Here is an 18533-nt window from a genome sequence, read left to right as displayed (position 1 = left end):
GGCCGCCCTGCGGCTCGCTCGCGCGCGGGTCGATGCCGAAGAGTCTCGGCGGTCCACCGTAGCGTGCGCGCAGGCCGCGGGTTGACCAGAGGCCCAGTGCCTTTCGCCGAAAGGCACTGGCGCGGTCAGCTGCCGGTTCCGGTCCTGCCCCAGTCCGGACCGGCCTTGTCCCATGCCTGGTCCCATCGCGCGTACCGACGGCGGACCAGGCGCCAGACGATCAGTCTCCGCGCGCCCTCCACCACGGCCGCCGCGAGCATCGCGGCCCCGAACCCGGCCAGCACGGCATGGGTCGTGGCCGTCGCGGCGTCCAGCGGGCGGGTGACGAGACGGCCCTGACGGTCCGTCCATATCGCGAAGTGGTCCCCCTTGTGCGGGGAGCCGAGCGCGGTGGTCAGCGCGCCGCGGTGCGCGGAGCCGTCCGGCGCGGTCCAGTCCGCCTCCACGCGGCTGCGGGTGTCGTGGGCGGAGGTGGTGTCGGGGTCGGACTCGACCGGGTTCCCCTTCAACGGCCGTACCACCGTGGCGGTCACCAGCCGGTGGGAGCGCTGCTGGTCGTGCACCGAACGCTGGAGGGCCCGTTGGGCCACGTCGCCGACGACCGCGCCGATCACCGGTGCGGCCACCAGGATCAGCAGCGTGGCCACCAGCGCCACCCACGCCTCGACCAGATCGGTCGTGCGGCGCAGCGGATTGCGCCGCCAGCGCCAGAGTCCGCCGAGAGCTCGCACCGATCCGCACCCCCCTTCCCCGCTACCAGACAACCCCTGGCGGAGCCGTCCATGCCGGGCCCGGTCAGGGCGACGTCGTCGCCCGCGACCGACCTCTCATGGACTTCTCACGAAATCCCCAACGTCCGGGGCCCGCCTCCGGTTCCCCGCACCGCCCGCCACTTCCGGGTGAACCGGTGCACGGCCTGGCATGCACGGCCTGGCCGGGCGAAGCCGCGCGCGGCCGCGCGCGGTGAAGGATCGTGAAGGCCGATCTCGGTCCGGGATCGTCACCGCCGCGCTCAGTCCAGGATCGTGACCGGGTCGCCGACGTGGACCGTGCCGGTGCGCTCCGGCACCAGGTTCTGGCCGAACATCAGCTTGCCGTCCAGCCGCCGGTGCCGGGCCAGGGTGCGCAGGGGTTCCTTGCCGCGGTGGGCGGTGTGCTGGTCGGTCGTGGTCACCACGCAGCGGCCGCACAGCTTCGTGACACGGAAGGCGACTTCGCCGATCGCGATGCGCCGCCAGCCGTCCTCCGCCCACGCGGCGGTGCCGCTCACCACCACGTTGGGCCGGAACCGGTTCATGGGCAGCGGACCCTCCTCGGCGTGGTCGCCCTGTGCGATCAGCGCGTTGAGGGCGTCGAGCGAGGCGAGCGTCGTGACGAGGAGGGGATAGCCGTCCGCGAAGCTGACCGTCTCTCCGGGCAGCGCGTAGTCGGGGTCGATCGGACGGCTGCGGGCCGGATCGTCCATGTGCACCAGCCGGACCGGTGCCCCGAGGTAGGCGCTGCACCAGGCGTGCGCGGCGGCGTCGGCGGCCGCGCCCTCCACCGTCGTACCGAAGATCTCCGCCTTGACCCGGTCCCCGCCGTGCGGCGGGTGCACCGTCAGCGGATCGCGGCCGGGCCCGGACAGCACGACGCCGCCGTCGGGCAGGAGCCCGGCGGCGGCGAGTGCGAGACGTGGCTGTTCGCGCTGCGTGACGACCTTTCCCCCGTCGTCGATCAGGACCCAGCGCCGGTCCCCGGCAAGCCCCCAGGGCTCCACGACGGCCTGCTCGGGTGAGAACCCCCGCAGTGCCTTCGCCGGATGGACGTGGATCGAGTGCAGCCGTGCATTCCCCATGACGCCATCGTGCCAGGTGGAACGGACCTCCGGAGGAGCAGGTCAGTAGCCTCGGTACTGAGTCTGCTGATTGTTGTACGGATCCTGGTACGGAGCGGGCGCGGGGCGCGGCGCTGCCGGGCGCATCGCCTCGTAGCCGGTGCCGGCCGCCATCGGGCGGGGCGGCAGCGGCTGCTGCGGGGCCGGGTAGCCCCGCGGCGCCGACGCCTGCTGCGGGATGTACGCCGCGGGCGCCTGCTGGAGCGGAGCCGGCTGCTGCGCCTGCGGATACCCGTACATGGGCATCTGCTGGGACGGGCCGGCCGGGAGGGCGGGGAGCGCCGACGGGAGCGCGGGCAGGTGGCTGCTCGACTCGTACGCGGCGGGGACCCGGATCGGGGCGATCTGCGGGGTGCCCCGCTCGGCCACGAGCGAGTCGTAGATCGGGGTGTCCGGGAAGGAGGCGGAGTAGTAGCCGCCGCCATAAGTGGAGCGGGGGGAGGTCATGGCACATAAGTTAAGCCCACGATGTGCTCATTGGGGAGACCGATAAGAGGGTTGTTTTCCGTGTCGACGCCGCCCCTGGATCCCCAATGCGAGCGAACTTGGCAAAAAAGGGCAGCGAACGGCGTCTGGATCCTGTAAAGGCCGAGTTCCGAGCGGGTTACCCGGGGTTGCCCGGCAGGGTCCGGGGCCGGCGGACAGCCCCAGCTCACGGCCGGGTCGAGGGGTTTCCGCGACAGTGATGGGCACCCGCCGCCCGGCGGGATTAGGTTGTCCGGGAGACCGGTCCTGGGGCAGGTCGGTGGACAAGGTGAGAACGGCCGGGAACGGCCCGGCGCGGTGATCCGTAATGGGGGCGGACATGTCAATGCCGAAAGGGTCGAACACGCCGGTGCCGACGGCGGCCCTGCGCGTCGAACTGGGGTGGCGAACCGGACCCGGGGTGCCCGACGCGGACGCCTCGGCGCTGCTGCTCGTGGCCGGAAAGGTGCGCTCCGACGGAGACTTCGTCTTCTACAACCAGCCGGCCCACGCCTCGGGCGCGGTCCGCCACGAGGGCAAGCGCACCACCGGCGGGCAGGTCACCGACACCCTTCTCGTCGACCTTGCGCGCGTGGAGCCCGCGATCCAGACCGTGATCCTCGCGGCCTCGGCGGACGGCGGCTCCTTCGGCCAGGTGCCCGGACTGTACATCCAGGTCACGGACAGCGCGCAGGGCGCGGTGGTCGCCCGGTTCGACAGCACCGGAGCCACCGTCGAAACCGCCTTCGTCCTCGGCGAGTTCTACCGCCGCCAGGGCGCGTGGAAGTTCCGCGCCGTCGGACAGGGCTACGGCAGCGGCCTCGAAGGGCTCGCCAGGGACTACGGCATCACCGTGGACGAGCCGCAGCACCCCGGGCAGCCCGCCGCCGGCCCCGCCCCGGCCGCGGGCCCTCTCACGCCGCAGCCGTCCGCACCCGTCTGGCCCGCGGCCGGGACCGGGACCGGACGGCAGGTCGCCACGCCGCCCACCGCGCCGACCCCGACCCTCGCGGCCACGCCCGTACCGCCGGCGGCGCCCACCCCGCCCCCGGTCACCCCGCCCTACACGGCGGCACCGCCGCCGTTCACCGCGGCGCCGCCGCCCACCGGCCGGCCGGCCGTCGGGATGCCCCCGCCCCCGGCCACCCCGCCGACCCGGCCCGTCAGCCTCGGCAAGGTCACGCTCACCAAGGCCGCGCCCGCCGTGTCGCTCGCCAAGCAGGGCGGCACCTCCGGCACCCTGCGCGTGAACCTCAACTGGCAGGTCCGCAAGCAGTTCTCCGGCTGGGGCAGCAAGCGCGGCCGCGCCGTCGCCCTCCATGCCGACCTCGACCTCGACCTGTGCGCGCTGTACGAACTCGCCGACGGCCGCAAGGGAGTCGTCCAGGCGCTCGGCAACGCCTTCGGCTCGCTGCACCAGCCGCCGTACATCCACCTCGACGGCGACGACCGCACCGGGGCCGTCGAGAGCGGCGAGAACCTCACCGTCAACCTCGACCACAAGCAGGACTTCCGCCGCATCCTGGTCTTCGTGACCATCTACGAGGGCGCCCGGTCCTTCGCCGACCTGCACGCCACGGTCACCCTCCAGCCGCAGCACGGCGCGCCCATCGACTTCTCCCTCGACGAGTGCACGGTCCCCTCCACGGTGTGCGCGCTCGCCCTGATCACCAACACCGGCGGCGACCTGCTCGTACAGCGTGAGGCCCGCTACCTCGTACCGGAGCGCGGGGTCAGCCCGCAGCGGACCATCGACCGCGTCTACGGCTGGGGCATGAACTGGACCCCGGGCCGCAAATAGCCACCCCCCCCGGGGACCCGTCAGCCGTCCTCCGAGACGGTTTCCGGGCGGGCGTAGGTGCGGCCCTTCCAGGCCGCGCCGCGCCCCCGGTAGTGCTGCACGGCCGAGTCGACCGTCATCAGGAGATAGAGGAACGCCGTCCCCGGCAGCAGCGGAGCGAGCCACAGCGGCAGGCGGTAGTAACGGAGCATCGGCACGTACGTCGCGGTCATCGTCAGCCACGCCAGGCCCCCGGCCGCCGCGGCCGGCCCGCTGCCCGCCGCCAGGCCCACGACCAGCGCGACCGGCGGCACCAGATACACCAGCGCGAGCCCCAGAACCGTCCCCGCGAGGAGCACGGGACTGTGCCGCAGCTGCGCGTAGGCGCTGCGCGCGACCATCCGCCACAGGTCGTGCAGCCGCGGGTAGGGGCGCACGCTGTCCACCCGGTCGGCGAGCCCCAGCCAGATGTGCCCGCCGCCGCCCTTCACGGACCGCGCGAGCGCCACGTCGTCGATCACCGCGTGCCGGATCGCGTCCGGGATCCGCGCCCGCTCGGCGGCCTCGGTCCGGATCAGCACACAGCCCCCGGCGGCGGCCGCGGTACGGGACCCCCGCCGGCCGATGCGGCGGAAGGGATACAGCTGCGCGAAGAAGTAGACGAACGCGGGCACCACGAGCCGCTCCCACAGGCTCTCCACCCGCAGCCGCGCCATCTGCGACACCACGTCGAATCCGCCGGTACGGGCCGCCGCCACCAGCTCCCGCAGACTGTCCGGGGCGTGCGCGATGTCCGCGTCCGTCAGCAGCAGATACTCCGGTCCCCGCGCGCGTGCCCGCGCGACGCCGTGCCGCACGGCCCACAGCTTGCCCGTCCAGCCCGCGGGCGGCTCACCGGGGGAGTCCACCGTCAGTGGCAGCCCGCCGTGACGCCGGGCCAGCTCGTGCGCCAGGTCCCCGGTGCCGTCCGTGCTGCCGTCGTCGACCAGGAACACCTCGGCCCGCCCCGGATACTCCTGCGCGAGCAGCGACGGCAGACTCGCGGGCAGTACGGCCGCCTCGTCGCGCGCGGGCACGACGACACAGACGTACGGCCACTCCCCGGGGTCCCGGCGCGGCGGCAGACGCACGTCCGTGCGCCAGAAGAAGCCCTGGCACAGCAGCAGCCACAGCCAGGCGGCCAGGGACACGACGGCGATCCACACGAGGGCGCTCACTCCCGCAGTCTGCCCCACGCCACCGGCCCGCGGACGGCCATCGTCTATCGTTGCCGCGTGAAGATCGCGCTCATGGACTCCGGAATCGGCCTGCTGGCGGCCACCGCCGCGGTACGGCGCCTGCGGCCCGACGCGGATCTCGTGCTCTCCCTCGACCCCGACGGAATGCCGTGGGGTCCGCGCACCCCCGAGGACCTCACCCGGCGCGCCGTCGCCGTCGCCGAGGCCGCCGCCGCGCACGCGCCCGAGGCCCTCATCGTCGGCTGCAACACCGCGACCGTGCACGCCCTGCCCGCCCTGCGCGCCCGCCTCGAACCCGGGCTGCCGGTCATCGGCACCGTCCCCGCGATCAAGCCGGCCGCGGCGGGCGGCGGACCCGTCGCGATCTGGGCCACCCCCGCCACCACCGGAAGCCCCTACCAGCGCGGCCTCATCGAGGACTTCGCGGACGGCGTACGGGTCACCGAGGTGCCCTGCTGGGGCCTGGCCGAGGCCGTGGAGCACGCGGACGAGGCCGCCGTGGCCGCCGCCGTCTCCGCGGCCGCCGAACTGACCCCCGACGACGTCACCACCGTCGTCCTGGGCTGCACCCACTACGAACTCGTCGCCGAGCACATCCGGGCCGCCGTGCAGCGCCCCGGAGCCGCCCCGCCGGCCCTGCACGGCTCCGCCGAGGCGGTGGCCGCCCAGGCGCTGCGCCGGATCGGCGTCGAGGCCGCCCCCGGCGCACCGGCCCGCGGCACCGTGACGGTGCTGCTCAGCGGCCGCGAGGGCGAGCTGCCCGTCGCCGCGCTCGCCTACGCCGAAGGCCGCCTGCTGCGGCCGGCGGCCAGCCCGGCCCACTGACCGGACGCGACCTTCGAGGTCTCCCGGTCCCCTGACCGGACGCAACCTGCGAGATCTCCCGGTCCCTGACCGGACGCGACCTGAGCGGGCCTCCCGGTCCCCTGACCCGACGCGACCTGAGCGGGCCTTCCGATCCCCTGACCCCACGCGACCTGGGCGGGCCTTCCGGTCCGCCGGCCGCGTCACCGACGGGCCGTCGTCGCCCGCTCACCCCGTGCGACTCGCGGAGCCGTTCCGGCCGCGCGGGCACGGCCGGTCGCCGTCACCCTGCGCGACGTCCTCCGCGCGCAGGGAAACCTGAGTAGTCTCATCACCATGAGGGACCATCCCCCGGACGAGGAGAGTCCGCACCCCGAGGTGTGGACCGGACGCGCCACCAACCGCTTCCAGTGGCTCACCGCGCTGGCCGGAGCGGCCTGCCTGGCCCTCGGCATCGAGCTCGCCGTGGACTCCGCCTGGACCTCGGGCACCGCCGCCCTGCTGATGTCCGTCATCGGCTGCATCGCGGCCGGACTGCTCGTCCTCTACGGCACGCTCGCGTTCGTGAACGTCGCCCTGAAGGTCGACCGGGAGTTCCTCGAGGTGCGCTGCGGCCACATGGGACTGCCGCGCCGCCGCATCCCGCTGAAGAACGTGGCGGGCGCCGAGTTCGAGCCGCACGTCACCCCGCGCCAGTGGGGCGGCTGGGGCTACCGCTGGCGGCCCGAGAAGGGCACCGCGGTCATCGTGCGCCGGGGCGAGGGCATCGTGCTGAGCCTGTGGGACGGGCACACCTTCACCATCACGGTGGACAACGCGGAGACGGGCGTACGCGTCATCCGGGACCGGCTGCGCCCGCCGACGGCGTCCGGCCGGCTGAACTGAGCGCCGCCGCCTCCTGCGTCTCGTCGGCGATCGGGCGGGCCGTGGCCAGCCCCGCCAGCACGCCGATCCCCACCGTCACGGTGGTGAAGCTCAGCGCGTCGCCCACGGCGGCGATCGCGGCCAGCGCCGTCAGCGCGGCGCCCGCGGTGAGCGCGACCGGGGTGGAGCGCGGACCGCGCCACAGCGCGTAGAGCAGCCAGCAGAACGCCCCAGCCAGCAGCAGCACCCCGACGAGCCCCTGCTCGGCCGCCAGCTGCAACGGCGCCGAGTGCGGCTTCCCGTCGGGCAGCAGCGACTGCGCCGCCGTCCGGCTCAGTTCGCCGAAGCGGCCGGGGCCCACGCCCGAGCCCGGATGGCCGTGCGCCAGGTGCAGGGCGTCGCGCCACAGGCGCACCCGGCGCTCGGACAGCTGGCCCTCCAGCGACGCGGACAGGCCGTCCGGCAGGACACCGCCCGCGACGGCCCACGCCGTCCCGGTCACCACCCCGGTCGCCAGCAGCAGACCCGCGATGCCCACGCCGCGGCGGCGCATCCGCCCCGCCGCCAGCGAGCACAGCAGCACCCCGCCGCCCGTCACGGCCCCGGCCGGCGAGCCGACGGCGACCGCGCCGGCCACGATCCCGCCCGCCAGCAGCCGTAGCGCCAGCCGCAGGGCGGGCACCGGCGTCGCCCAGGCGGCGCAGCAGGCCGCGCCGGTGGCGAGGACCAGCAGTCCGGCCGTGGCCCCGGCACCTCCGAGCGGTGTGGCGAACTGCGGTCCCGGCGCGAGATGCGGCAGCGCCACCGCGAGGCCGAGCCCGGTGAGCGCGGCGGCGCACGGCGCGGCGACCGGCAGCAGCGCGCCGACGATCCGCCCCGCGGCGAAGCCGGCGCCCACGGCGAGCACCGCGAGCAGCACGCCCTCCGGGCGGCCGTCGTGCGCCGCCGCGGTGATCATCGACCACACCGCGCCCGCCCCCAGCAGCGCGACGCCCACCGCGTCCGCGACGTTCCGTCTGTCACCGTCCACGGCCGGCTCGGCCATGGACGTCATGTGCGTGGTCCCCACCCGTCGCTCCCAGAACCCCGGTCGTCCCCCGGTCGTCCCCCGGCCGAGGCCCCCCAGGCCGCGACCGGCCCGACTGGCCGAGGCTTCGCACACCGTAACGGCTGATGGCCGGTTTGTGGACGTGTTGGGCAGGAACGGCATGCTCACGGGGGAGGCCGCCGCCCGTACGGCGGGAGCCCGGGAGAGCCGGGATCCCGCCCCGCCGAACGCCCGGATCCCGGCCGGCGGAAAGGCCGAAGCCCGCCCCTGTGACCAGGGCCATGCTTGTCGGCGCCCCAGGCGGCCGTCTTACACTCCCGGAGTGACCGTCACCGCAACATCCGTGGACCAGAGCGACCAGCTGGATCCGCAGCCCGCACCCGCCCGCCGCCGTCTCCGGCTCGCCGGCCTGGTCCGGCCCGCCGTCGCGGCACTCTCCGGAGTGCTCCTCTACGTCAGCTTCCCGCCACGCACCCTGTGGTGGCTGGCCCTGCCCGCCCTGGCCGTCTTCGGCTGGGTGCTGCGCGGCCGGAGCTGGAAGGCCGCCCTCGGCCTCGGCTACCTCTTCGGCCTGGGCTTCCTGCTGCCGCTGCTGGTGTGGACCGGCGTCGAGGTGGGCTCCGTGCCCTGGCTCGCCCTGGTCGCCGTCGAGGCGGTGTTCCTCGCGCTCGTCGGTGTCGGCATCGCCGCCGTGTCCCGGCTGCCCGTGTGGCCCCTGTGGGCGGCCGCCGTGTGGATAGCGGGCGAGGCGGTACGCGCGCGCGTACCGTTCGGCGGCTTCCCCTGGGGCAAGATCGCCTTCGGGCAGGCCGACGGCGTGTTCCTGCCGCTCGCCGCGGTCGGCGGCACCCCGGTGCTCGGCTTCGCGGTCGCCCTGTGCGGCTTCGGTCTCTGCGAGGTCGTCCGGGTCGCGGTCGAAGGCCGCCGTACCAAGGCCGTACGGCGGGGCGCCGCGGCGGCCGCGCTGCTCAGCGTCGCCGTGCCCGTCGTGGGTGCCGTGTCCGCGCGCTCCCTGGTCAGCGACAAGGCGGAGGACGGCACCGCGACCGTCGCCGTGATCCAGGGCAACGTGCCGCGCTCGGGCCTCGAGTTCAACGCCCAGCGCCGTGCCGTGCTCGACTACCACGTGAAGGAGACGGCCAAGCTCGCGGCCGACGTCAAGGCCGGCAAGGTCGCCAGGCCCGACCTCGTGCTGTGGCCGGAGAACTCCTCCGACATCGACCCCTTCGCCAACCCCGACGCGTACGCCGTCATCGACGACGCCGCCCGCGAGATCGGCGTGCCCATCTCGGTCGGCGCCGTCGTCGAGCGCGGCGGCAAGCTCTACAACGAGCAGATTCTGTGGGACCCGAAGAAGGGCCCGACCTCGACGTACGACAAGCGCCAGGTCCAGCCGTTCGGCGAGTACCTTCCGCTGCGCTCGCTCCTCGGGGACATCAACAAGAACTGGACCACGATGGTCCGCCAGGACTTCAGCCGCGGCACCAAGCCCGGTGTCTTCGACATGAACGGCGCCAAGGTCGGCCTCGCCACCTGCTACGAGGCGGCGTTCGACTGGGCGGTGCGCGACACCGTCACCCACGGCGCGGAGATGATCTCCGTGCCGAGCAACAACGCGACCTTCGACCGCAGCGAGATGACCTACCAGCAGCTCGCGATGTCCCGCATCCGGGCCGTCGAGCACAGCCGCACCGTCACCGTGCCGGTGACCAGCGGGGTCAGCGCGGTCATCATGCCCGACGGGAAGATCACGCAGAAGACGGGCATGTTCGTCGCGGACTACCTGGTGCAGAAGGTGCCGCTGCGCACCTCCGAGACGCCCGCCACCCGGATGGGCATCCTGCCGGAGATGGCCCTGGTGCTCGTCGCGGTGGGCGGGCTCGGCTGGGCCATCGGCTCGGGGCTGCGGGCACGGCGCTCGACGGAGGCCTGAACCTCCCGGGGCGCGACGGCGCTCCACCGCCTGAACGGCCGGGGGCCGCGGACGATGTTCCGCGGCCCCCGGCCGTTCGCGGTTCCGCAGCCCGCGCCCGTTAGGGTCGGCACATGCCGACTCCTGACTTCATCCGAGAGATCCGGGCCACGGCCGGGCACCAACTGCTCTGGCTGCCCGGTGTCAGCACCGTCGTGTTCGACGACCGGGGGCGGGTGCTCCTCGGCCAGCGCGCCGACAACCACGAGTGGGCGCTGATCTCGGGGATCCCCGAGCCGGGCGAGCAGCCCGCGGACTGCGCCGTGCGTGAGGTGTACGAGGAGACGGGCGTGCACTGCGTGCCCGAGCGGGTGGTCGTGGTGCGGGCGGGCAAGGAGGTCGCCTACCCCAACGGCGACCGCTGCCAGTTCATGGACATCACCTTCCGCTGCGGCGCGGTCGGCGGCGAGGCCCGCGTCAACGACGACGAGTCCCTGGACGTCGGCTGGTTCGAGCTGGACGCGCTGCCCAAAATGCGCGACGGGATCCACTTCCGGATCAAGCAGGCCCTGGCCGAGGAACCCACATGGTTCGAGACCACGACCTGAGTATGAAGTATGGGTGGTGACCACATGGGGCGAGGTGAGGGCGCTGCCTAGTCTGGCGGCATGACCTCACCCACCCCCCTCGCCGGTCCTACGGCCCCCGGGCTCGAACTCGACGGCCGTACTGCCCTCGTCACCGGCGCCGCCAGCGGCATCGGCCGCGCCTGCGCGCTGCGGCTGGCGGGCGCCGGGGCCAAGGTGCGGGCGGTCGACCGGGACGCCCGCGGGCTGGACGCCGTCGCCGAGGACGCCCGGGACCTGCGCGGCACCCTGGAGCCGCAGGTCCTCGACCTCACCGACCTGGACGCCGCCGAGTCCGCCGCCGCGGGCACCGACGTGCTGGTCAACAACGCCGGACTGCAATTGGTACGGCCCATCGAGGACTTCCCGCCGGACGTCTTCCACACCGTGCTGACGGTCATGCTGGAGGCCCCTTTCCGGCTGATCCGCGGCGCCCTGCCGCACATGTACGGCCAGGGCTGGGGCCGGATCGTCAACATCTCCTCCGTGCACGGGCTGCGCGCCTCGCCGTACAAGGCCGCCTACGTCTGTGCCAAGCACGGCCTGGAGGGCCTGTCCAAGACGGCCGCCCTCGAAGGCGCGCCGCACGGCGTCACCTCCAACTGCGTCAACCCCGGCTACGTCCGCACCCCGCTGGTCGAGCGGCAGGTCGCGGACCAGGCCCGCGCCCACGAGGTCCCGGAGGAGCGGGTGCTGCACGAGGTGTTGCTCCAGGACAGCGCCGTCAAGCGGCTGCTCGAACCGGAGGAGGTCGCCGAGGCGGTCGCCTACCTCTGCTCCCCGCAGGCGTCCTTCATGACCGGCACCTCGCTGGTGCTCGACGGCGGGTGGACGGCGCACTGAACGGCCGCGCTCCCGCCGGGACCGGAGTTTTCCACAGGGCGGCCACGGCGGGCGGGCGATGGTGAATCCTGTGAGCATGTCTCGTGATCACGTGCAGGGGGATCGGCCTACGGGCGGCGGCGACGGCGCTTCGGTGGCCGTCTCCGGCGCCGACGGCGCTTCGGTGGCCGTCCCGGACGCCGAGGACGCTGCGGTGGCCGTCTCGGATGCCGACGACGCGCAGGCGCCGTTCCTCGAACTGCTCGCCCGTGGCGCCTCCGCCGAGGCCTACGACCAGCCGGTGCTGCTGGCGCGCGCCGAGGGCCGGTCCGCCGCGCGGATCGCCGCGCTCGCCCGCGCCCGGCACCTCGCGCTGCGCGTGCGCTCCGAACTGGAGGGGCGACGGCGCCGCGAGGCCGAGCTCTCCGCCCTGTTCGAGACCGCCCACGACCTCGCCGGCCTGCGCGACCTGGACGCGGTGCTCCAGGCGATCGTCCAGCGTGCCCGCTCGCTGCTCGCCACGGACATCGCCTACCTCACGCTGAACGACCCCGACCACGGCGACACCTACATGCGCGTCACCGAGGGCTCGGTCGCCGCCCGCTTCCAGCAGTTGCGCCTCGGCATGGGCGAGGGGCTCGGCGGACTGGTCGCGCAGACGGCCCGGCCGTACGTCACCGACGACTACTTCAAGGACGCCCGCTTCGAGCACACCCTCACCATCGACACCGGCGTGCGCGACGAGGGCCTGGTCGCCATCCTCGGTGTGCCGCTGATGCGCGGGCCGCACGTCATCGGGGTGCTGTTCGCGGCGGACCGGCGGGCCCGCGTCTTCGAGCGGGAGGAGATCGCGCTGCTCGGCTCCTTCGCCGCGCTTGCCGCGGCCGCCATCGACAGCGCCCACCTGCTCACCGAGACCCGCTCGGCCCTCGCCGGCCTGGAGCGCGCCAACGAGATCATCCGGGACCGCAGCAGCGCCGTCGAACGCGCCGCGGACGTCCACGACCGGCTCGCCGAACTCGTGCTGCGCGGCGGCGGCGTCCACGACGTGGCGGCCGCGGTCGCGCAGGTCCTCGAGGGAGCCGTCGAGTTCACCGAGGCGGCGAGCGCGCCCGCCGGCCCCCTGGAGACCTCCCGCGCCGAAGGCCACGCGGTGCGCCACCGGGACGACTGGATCGCCGCGGTCACCGCGAGCGGCGAGCTGCTCGGCGCGCTCGTGCTGCGCGGCCACCCCGGCCTCGACCCGGTGGACCAGCGCACCCTGGAGCGCGCGGCGATGGTCACCTCGCTGCTCCTGCTCGCCCGCAGGTCCGCCGCCGACGCCGAGCGGAGGGTCCGCGGCGAACTGCTCGACGACCTCCTGGACGCCCGCGACCGCGACCCGCGCCTGCTGCGGGACCGGGCCGCCCGGCTGGACGCCGACCTCGACGCCACCCATGTCGTGCTCGCCGCCCGTCTCGACTCCACGGCCGCCGACGCCGACCAGGAGGCCGACGCCCGCCGCCGCCTGTGGTCGGCCGCCTCCCACCTCGCCGCGACCCGGCGCGGCCTCGCCGCCGCGCGCGACGGCGGCACGGTCCTGCTGCTGCCGCTGGCCTCCGGTGACGGCGCGGGCGACCTGGCCCGCCGCACGGCCCGGCACCTGGGCACCGCCGTCCACGGGGCCGTCACCGTGGGCGCGTCGGCCCCCGTGCCCGGCCTGGTCGCCGACCCCGACGCGGCCGGGACGGCGTACGCGGAGGGCCGCCGCTGCCTGGACGCGCTACGGCTGCTCGGCCGCACCGGCGACGGCGCCGCCGCCGAGGACTTCGGCTTCCTCGGGCTGCTGCTGGCGGGAGACCGCGACATATCCGGCTTCGTGGCGCGCACGATCGGCCCGGTCGTGGACTACGACGAGCGGCGCGGCACCGACCTCACGCAGACCCTCGACGCCTACTTCGCCTGCGGCATGAGCCCGGCGCGCACCAAGGACGAACTGCACGTCCACGTCAACACGGTGGCCCAGCGCCTCGACCGGGTGGCCCGCCTGATGGGCGCCGACTGGCAGTGCCCGTCCCGCGCCCTGGAGATCCAACTGGCCCTGCGTCTGAACCGGTTGTCCGCGCCGAGCGGCCAATGACCGGACCCCCGCGCGAGATGCGCGAGGGCCCGGCAGCAGGCGGTCATCGGCCATCGGTCTCAGACGGTACGGGGGCCATCGGTCTCAGACGGTACGGGCGTCGGAGTCGGCGTCAGCTTTGGCGGCCGCCGCCCCGCCCCGGCCCGTCCCTGCTCCTGCTCCTGCCCCCGCTCCCGTCCCTGCCGCCCGCTCGGCGACCGACGCGAGGTCCCGGTGCCGGGTCTCGGCGGCCACGCCCACGGCGACCAGGGTCAGTACGGCCGCGGCGATGACGTAGAGCGCGATCGGTGTCGAGTCGCCGTAGTCGGACAGCAGCGCCGTGGCGATCAGCGGGGCGGGCGCGCCCGCGGCGACCGAGGCGAACTGCGCGCCGATGGAGGCCCCCGAGTAGCGCATCCGGGTCGCGAACATCTCGGAGAAGAAGGCGGCTTGGGGCGCGTACATCGCACCGTGCAGCACCAGTCCGACGGTCACCGCGAGCACGAGCCCGCCGAAGTCCCCGGTGTCGACGAGCGCGAAGAACGGGAACATCCACAGCCCGATCCCGGCCGCGCCGAGCAGATAGACGGGCCGGCGGCCCACCCGGTCGGAGAGCGCGCCCCAGGCCGGGATGACGGCGAAGTGGACGGCGGAGCCGATGAGCACGGCGTTGAGCGCGGTCTGCTTGGTCACCCCGGCGGACGTGGTGGCGTAGACGAGGATGAAGGCGGTGATGACGTAGTAGCTGATGTTCTCGGCCATGCGGGCGCCCATCGCGACGAGCACGTCCCGCCAGTGGTGCCGCAACACCGAGACCAGGGGCGGCTGTTCGGCCGGATCCCGCCGGGCCTCGGCCTGTGCGAGGGCCTGCCGGAAGACTGGGGACTCGTCGACGGAGAGCCGTACCCACAGACCGACCGCCACCAGCACCCCCGACAGCAGGAACGGGATGCGCCACCCCCAGCTGCCGAAGGCGTGGGCCGAGAGCACGGCGGTCAGCAGGGACAGCACGCCGGACGCGAGCAACTGCCCCGCGGGCGCGCCGGTCTGCGGCCACGAGGCCCAGAAGCCGCGCCGCCGCGCGTCGCCGTGCTCGGAGACGAGCAGCACGGCCCCGCCCCACTCGCCGCCCAGCGCGAAGCCCTGCACCAGCCGGAGCGCGGTGAGCAGGACGGGCGCGGCGGCACCGACCGTGGCATGGGTCGGCAGCAGCCCGATCGCGAACGTGGCCCCGCCCATCATCAGCAGGCTGAGCACGAGCAGCCGCTTGCGCCCGAGCCGGTCACCGAAGTGCCCGAACACCAGCGCCCCGAGCGGCCGCGCGGCGAACCCGACGGCATACGTCAGGAACGACAGCAGCGTGCCGACCAGCGGGTCGGAGTCGGGAAAGAACACCTTGCCGAAGACGAGCGCGGCCGCGGAGCCGTAGAGGAAGAAGTCGTACCACTCGATGGTGGTGCCGATGAGACTGGCGGCCACGATGCGGGAGAGGCGGGCGGGGGGTGGGGGAGCGGTGGTTCCGGAGGCCATGTGCGCCACTTCCTCGTGTGCGGTGGGGACGGGTACGTGTCGGCACACCGTAGGAAGACGCAGATCAGGGGCACATGTGGTGGGGCACCATAGTTCGGGCGGCGGGTATACGGGCGGGCACCATGCCGGTCAGGGTGGCCGGCACTCCTCGGACGGGTGCGGCGGACGCGGACGCCCCCCGAGGTCTTCGGCGTCCCGCCACCCCGTCACCGGCCACCACCGAGTGCGAGCGCGCTACGTGCCGTTCGTCGTGCCGAAGGTGATGCGGTAGTAGCAGGCGCCCTTGCAGGACATGGTGGCCGCGTCGTCGAAAGCGTAGGAGTAGGCGTAGGGCGCGGCGCGCTTGAAGACCTGGGTGTAGTCGACGGGCCACTTGGCGGGCAGGCAGTTGGTGCGGCCGGCCCAGGCGCCGCGGCAGCAGTAGGTGTCGCCGCCGAAGGCCGCGCAGGGCGGCTTGCAGCCGATCTCCCGGCCGCCGTCGAGGGCCCGCATCGCCTCGGGGCAGTCGATCGCGGTGGTGCAGGTGCCCCGGTAGCAGCCGGAGGAGCTGACCGGGTCGGTGGTCGTGGTGTGGGAGACGTTGATCCACATGGGCAGGTTGGCGCCGTCGACCATACTGACGTCGTAGAAATCCATCCCGGCATAGGCGTCGAAGGTGAACTCGCCCAGTGTGGTGGGTGGGTTGGGTCCGTCGCACACGCTGGTGCAGTCACCGGAGGCGCAGTGGCCCGCGGCCGTCGTGGCGCATCCGGTGCGGCCCCAGACGCGGCCGCCCCAGTCGTTCGCCACGGTGACGGACATGCTCCGGCCGGGGGCGAGGGCGCGGCCCGCCGGATAGACGGGGGTGTCCGTGACGACCGCCCAGACGGTCTGCCGGGTCCTGTTGACGACGGTGATCAGCCGCTTGCCCGCAGGCACCGCGGCGGACGGGCTCTCCTCCGGCCCGCCCTTCGCGGCGTTCCGTGGCGACGACGTGCGCACGGGCGAGGCCTTGGGGCCGGCGGAGCGGGAGGGCGAGAGCGAGTCCGAGGGCCCGGTCGAGGGCGACGCGTCCCCGCCCGCGGAAGGGGACGAGCCGGACGGCGTCCCGGACGCGACGGCCACGCCCGCGCGGCTGCCGCCCGCACCGATCACGCCCGCACCCGACGACGGCGACCAGATGCCGTAGCTGGCCAGAGCGACGGCCGCCGTCGCGAAGGCGGCCGCCCCGGCACAGCGCCAGCGGGGTCTCGGTGGCCTCGCGTCGTGTCGCCTGCGTCCTCGTGCCATTCTTGTGCCTTCCTCGGGCTGCGCCAGTCCTGTCGCCTGCCTCTCGGTGACCGGGGCGGTGGGGGCCGTACAACAGAAATTCCGGAGCGGAACAGGTTTTCGGCGTCGAGTCCCCGATTTTTTGTTGTTCCCGGGTCGGTCGGGGGGTCTCCGTACCGACAGCCCGAGCCTGTGCGGAGGGACAGACCCATATGTTCAGCAAGCAGCGGAGTGGACCGGACCCCGGCGTGGTCACGGCCGCCCGCGCGGGAGACAGACCTGCCCTGGAACACCTGGTGGCCCAGTGCCTGCCGCTGGTCTACAACATCGTCGGCCGGGCCCTGAACGGTCACGCCGATGTCGACGACGTCGTACAGGAGACGCTGTTGCGCATGGTGCGGGGACTGCCGACGCTGCGCGATCCGTCGGCGTTCCGGTCATGGCTGGTCGCGATCACGGTGCGGCAGGTACGGAACCGGGAGGAGTCACGGGTCACGGACCGCGACCGCAGGGCCCTGTTGGAGGGCGCGGAGGCGATCGGCGACCCCGCCCTGGACTTCGCCGAGCTGACCATCCTGCGGCTGGGTCTGACCGAACAGCGCCGTGAGGTGGCCGAGGCGACGCGCTGGCTCGACACCGACGACCGGGAACTGCTGTCGCTGTGGTGGCTGGAGGAGACGGGGGAGTTGGAGCGCGCCGAACTCGCCGGCGCTCTCGGGCTGTCCGACCGGCACGCGGCGGTGCGGGTGCAGCGGATGAAGAAGCAGATGGAGGTCTCGCGGTGCGTGGTGCGGGGACTCGGCGCGGACCCGCGCTGCGCGGAGCTCGCCGAGATCGCCATGCCGTGGGACGGCACGCCGAGTCCCCTGTGGCGTAAGCGATTCGGCCGCCACATACGCGGGTGCGGCGTGTGCGAGGGGCTGGAGCGGGGGCTGCTGCCGATGGACCGGCTGCTGAGCGGGCTTCCGCTGGTGGCCGTGCCCGCCACGCTCGACCCGGCGCGGGTGCTGGCGCTGGCCACCGGGGGGTCCGGGGCGGGGGGTTCCGGTACGGCTTCCGGTGGTTCCGGTACGACGGCTTCCGGGGGCGGCGGAGCGGAGCCTGGGCCTTCCCGGACGGGCCGCGGTCGTCGACGGCGGCACGGGCGTACCGGCCGGCCGACGGGGAGCAGGCGGGCGGTCGTGGGCGGTCTGGCGGCGGTCGCCGTTCTGGCGGCGGCCGGGCTGATCGCCATGCGGCTGCCTACGGGTTCGCCCGCCCCGGTCGCGGGGGCGGCCCCGGCGACGCGCGCGGCCGCCGGGCCCGCCGGCCCGAGTCCCGCGGTGAGCCGGACGCGCGCGCCGTCCCCCTCCGCGTCCCCCTCCACCTCCCCTTCGGCGTCACCGAAGCGGACGGCGAAGCCGAGTGCCTCGAAGCACGTCACGACGCCGGTGCAGGTCGCCTCCGGAGCCAAGAAGGGTGTCGGGGTCTGGTCGTTCGGCGGGGTCAGCCAGGCGCTCGCCGCGAGCGGGGCGAGTTGGTACTACACCTGGAACTCCCAGCACCAGGGCGTGACGACCCCGGGGTCGGCCTCCTTCGTGCCGATGATCTGGGGGGCCTCGTCCGTGACGGACGCGTCGCTGGCGCAGGCGCGCGCACAGGGGCCGTACCTGCTCGGCTTCAACGAGCCCGACATGGCGCAGCAGTCGAACATGACGGTGGATCAGGCACTGTCCCTGTGGCCGAAGTTGATGGCCGCGGGCAAGGTGCTGGGCAGTCCGGCGGTGGCGTACGGCGGGGACACGGCCGGCGGCTGGCTGGACCGGTTCATGTCCGGGGCCGAGGCGAAGGGGTACCGGGTCGACTTCATCACGCTGCACTGGTACGGCGGCGACTTCCGCACCCCGCAGGCCGTGCAGCAGCTGACGTCGTATCTGTCCGCGGTGTACCAGCGGTACCACAAGCCGATCTGGCTCACCGAGTTCGCGCTGATCGACTTCTCGCAGGGGACGCGCTTCCCGACCGCGCAGGAGCAGGCGGACTTCGTCACCGCCTCCACCAAGGCGCTCGACGCGCTGCCGTACGTCCAGCGTTATGCGTGGTTCGGGCTGGGGGCGGACCCGTCGAAGCCGAGCAGCGGGCTCTTCACGGACGGTACGACGACCACGGCCGCGGGCCGGGCCTTCCAGGCCGCGCGCTGAGCGGAGGGGCAGGCCGGGGCCGCGCTGGGCGGAGGGGGGGGC

The 18533-nt window shown here is 74.1% G+C and carries 16 protein-coding genes; 9 read left to right on the top strand and 7 right to left on the bottom strand.

Annotated features, from left to right (window positions below):
* Window positions 1–125: 125 nt before the first annotated feature.
* From WN71_RS06785 to WN71_RS06775, 3 genes are all read right to left on the bottom strand, one after another.
* A complete protein-coding gene (locus WN71_RS06785; protein ID WP_046585217.1) occupies window positions 126–731 on the bottom strand; it encodes an Rv1733c family protein in 606 nt (201 codons plus the stop codon).
* Between the two features lie 281 nt (window positions 732–1012).
* Entirely contained in the window at window positions 1013–1837 is an 825-nt protein-coding gene (locus tag WN71_RS06780; RefSeq protein WP_046585219.1) for an MOSC domain-containing protein, read from the bottom strand.
* 42 nt (window positions 1838–1879) lie between these two features.
* A complete protein-coding gene (locus WN71_RS06775) occupies window positions 1880–2323 on the bottom strand; it encodes a DUF6643 family protein (RefSeq protein ID WP_046585221.1) in 444 nt (147 codons plus the stop codon).
* A 364-nt stretch (window positions 2324–2687) separates the two neighbouring features.
* Here WN71_RS06775 and WN71_RS06770 point away from each other — a divergent pair, with 364 nt between their 5' ends.
* On the top strand, window positions 2688–4142 hold the full coding sequence (locus WN71_RS06770) for a TerD family protein (RefSeq protein WP_046585223.1): 1455 nt from the start codon (window positions 2688–2690) through the stop codon (window positions 4140–4142).
* Window positions 4143–4162: 20 nt separating this feature from the next.
* On the opposite strand, the gene WN71_RS06765 is transcribed toward WN71_RS06770, so the two are convergent.
* Window positions 4163–5356 (bottom strand): glycosyltransferase, encoded by a 1194-nt coding sequence (locus tag WN71_RS06765; protein ID WP_046585225.1) that lies wholly within the window; start codon window positions 5354–5356, stop codon window positions 4163–4165.
* 39 nt (window positions 5357–5395) lie between these two features.
* On the opposite strand from WN71_RS06765, the gene WN71_RS06760 reads away from it, so the two are divergent.
* Window positions 5396–6184 carry a glutamate racemase gene (locus WN71_RS06760; protein ID WP_107469582.1) on the top strand — a complete coding sequence of 263 codons (789 nt, stop codon included), beginning with the start codon at window positions 5396–5398 and terminating at the stop codon, window positions 6182–6184.
* Window positions 6185–6499: 315 nt separating this feature from the next.
* Window positions 6500–7048 carry a hypothetical protein gene (locus WN71_RS06755; RefSeq protein ID WP_046585227.1) on the top strand — a complete coding sequence of 183 codons (549 nt, stop codon included), beginning with the start codon at window positions 6500–6502 and terminating at the stop codon, window positions 7046–7048.
* Here WN71_RS06755 and WN71_RS06750 read toward each other — a convergent pair.
* The gene (locus tag WN71_RS06750) at window positions 6999–8072 is read right to left on the bottom strand and encodes an O-antigen ligase family protein (protein ID WP_046585229.1); all 1074 of its coding nucleotides are present in this window, start codon (window positions 8070–8072) and stop codon (window positions 6999–7001) included. The genes WN71_RS06755 and WN71_RS06750 overlap by 50 nt on opposite strands.
* Window positions 8073–8397: 325 nt before the next feature.
* Here WN71_RS06750 and lnt point away from each other — a divergent pair, with 325 nt between their 5' ends.
* The 4 genes from lnt (at window position 8398) to WN71_RS06730 (ending at window position 13554) form a co-directional block, all read left to right on the top strand.
* Window positions 8398–10008 carry an apolipoprotein N-acyltransferase gene (gene lnt, locus WN71_RS06745; RefSeq protein WP_046585231.1) on the top strand — a complete coding sequence of 537 codons (1611 nt, stop codon included), beginning with the start codon at window positions 8398–8400 and terminating at the stop codon, window positions 10006–10008.
* A gap of 113 nt (window positions 10009–10121) precedes the next feature.
* Entirely contained in the window at window positions 10122–10595 is a 474-nt protein-coding gene (locus WN71_RS06740) for an NUDIX hydrolase (protein WP_046585233.1), read from the top strand.
* A 60-nt stretch (window positions 10596–10655) separates the two neighbouring features.
* Window positions 10656–11456: a 3-hydroxybutyrate dehydrogenase gene (locus tag WN71_RS06735; RefSeq protein ID WP_046585235.1), complete on the top strand. Its 801-nt coding sequence runs from the start codon at window positions 10656–10658 to the stop codon at window positions 11454–11456.
* 76 nt (window positions 11457–11532) lie between these two features.
* A complete protein-coding gene (locus WN71_RS06730) occupies window positions 11533–13554 on the top strand; it encodes a helix-turn-helix domain-containing protein (RefSeq protein ID WP_240529581.1) in 2022 nt (673 codons plus the stop codon).
* A gap of 84 nt (window positions 13555–13638) precedes the next feature.
* On the opposite strand, the gene WN71_RS06725 is transcribed toward WN71_RS06730, so the two are convergent.
* Complete coding sequence (locus WN71_RS06725) at window positions 13639–15063, bottom strand: MFS transporter (protein ID WP_046585238.1); 1425 nt, start codon at window positions 15061–15063, stop codon at window positions 13639–13641.
* Window positions 15064–15297: 234 nt separating this feature from the next.
* On the bottom strand, window positions 15298–15981 hold the full coding sequence (locus tag WN71_RS06720; RefSeq protein WP_240529580.1) for a thaumatin family protein: 684 nt from the start codon (window positions 15979–15981) through the stop codon (window positions 15298–15300).
* Here WN71_RS06720 and WN71_RS40750 point away from each other — a divergent pair.
* Both WN71_RS40750 and WN71_RS06715 read left to right on the top strand, forming a co-directional pair.
* Window positions 15968–16231 carry a hypothetical protein gene (locus WN71_RS40750; RefSeq protein WP_143074800.1) on the top strand — a complete coding sequence of 88 codons (264 nt, stop codon included), beginning with the start codon at window positions 15968–15970 and terminating at the stop codon, window positions 16229–16231. The two genes, WN71_RS06720 and WN71_RS40750, sit on opposite strands and share 14 nt — an antisense overlap.
* 292 nt (window positions 16232–16523) lie before the next feature.
* Window positions 16524–18491, top strand: a complete 1968-nt coding sequence (locus WN71_RS06715) for a sigma-70 family RNA polymerase sigma factor (RefSeq protein WP_046585243.1) — start codon at window positions 16524–16526, stop codon at window positions 18489–18491.
* Window positions 18492–18533: the final 42 nt, after the last annotated feature.

This window comes from Streptomyces mangrovisoli (genome assembly GCF_000974985.2).
Classification (GTDB): Bacteria; Actinomycetota; Actinomycetes; order Streptomycetales; family Streptomycetaceae; genus Streptomyces; species Streptomyces mangrovisoli.
The sequence above is the reverse complement of the archived record's forward strand: the minus strand, read 5'-3'. Positions and strand labels throughout refer to the sequence as shown.

What these genes read in the sequence shown, in the direction of transcription:
- WN71_RS06770 (WP_046585223.1), top strand. Translation starts at nt 2,688, where the DNA reads ATGCCGAAAGGGTCGAACACGCCGGTGCCGACGGCGGCCCTGCGCGTC.
- WN71_RS06735 (WP_046585235.1), top strand. Translation starts at nt 10,656, where the DNA reads ATGACCTCACCCACCCCCCTCGCCGGTCCTACGGCCCCCGGGCTCGAA.
- WN71_RS06725 (WP_046585238.1), bottom strand. Translation starts at nt 15,063, where the DNA reads ATGGCCTCCGGAACCACCGCTCCCCCACCCCCCGCCCGCCTCTCCCGC.
- WN71_RS06775 (WP_046585221.1), bottom strand. Translation starts at nt 2,323, where the DNA reads ATGACCTCCCCCCGCTCCACTTATGGCGGCGGCTACTACTCCGCCTCC.
- WN71_RS06715 (WP_046585243.1), top strand. Translation starts at nt 16,524, where the DNA reads ATGTTCAGCAAGCAGCGGAGTGGACCGGACCCCGGCGTGGTCACGGCC.
- WN71_RS06755 (WP_046585227.1), top strand. Translation starts at nt 6,500, where the DNA reads ATGAGGGACCATCCCCCGGACGAGGAGAGTCCGCACCCCGAGGTGTGG.
- WN71_RS06730 (WP_240529581.1), top strand. Translation starts at nt 11,533, where the DNA reads ATGTCTCGTGATCACGTGCAGGGGGATCGGCCTACGGGCGGCGGCGAC.
- WN71_RS06740 (WP_046585233.1), top strand. Translation starts at nt 10,122, where the DNA reads ATGCCGACTCCTGACTTCATCCGAGAGATCCGGGCCACGGCCGGGCAC.
- WN71_RS06780 (WP_046585219.1), bottom strand. Translation starts at nt 1,837, where the DNA reads ATGGGGAATGCACGGCTGCACTCGATCCACGTCCATCCGGCGAAGGCA.
- WN71_RS06750 (WP_046585229.1), bottom strand. Translation starts at nt 8,072, where the DNA reads ATGGCCGAGCCGGCCGTGGACGGTGACAGACGGAACGTCGCGGACGCG.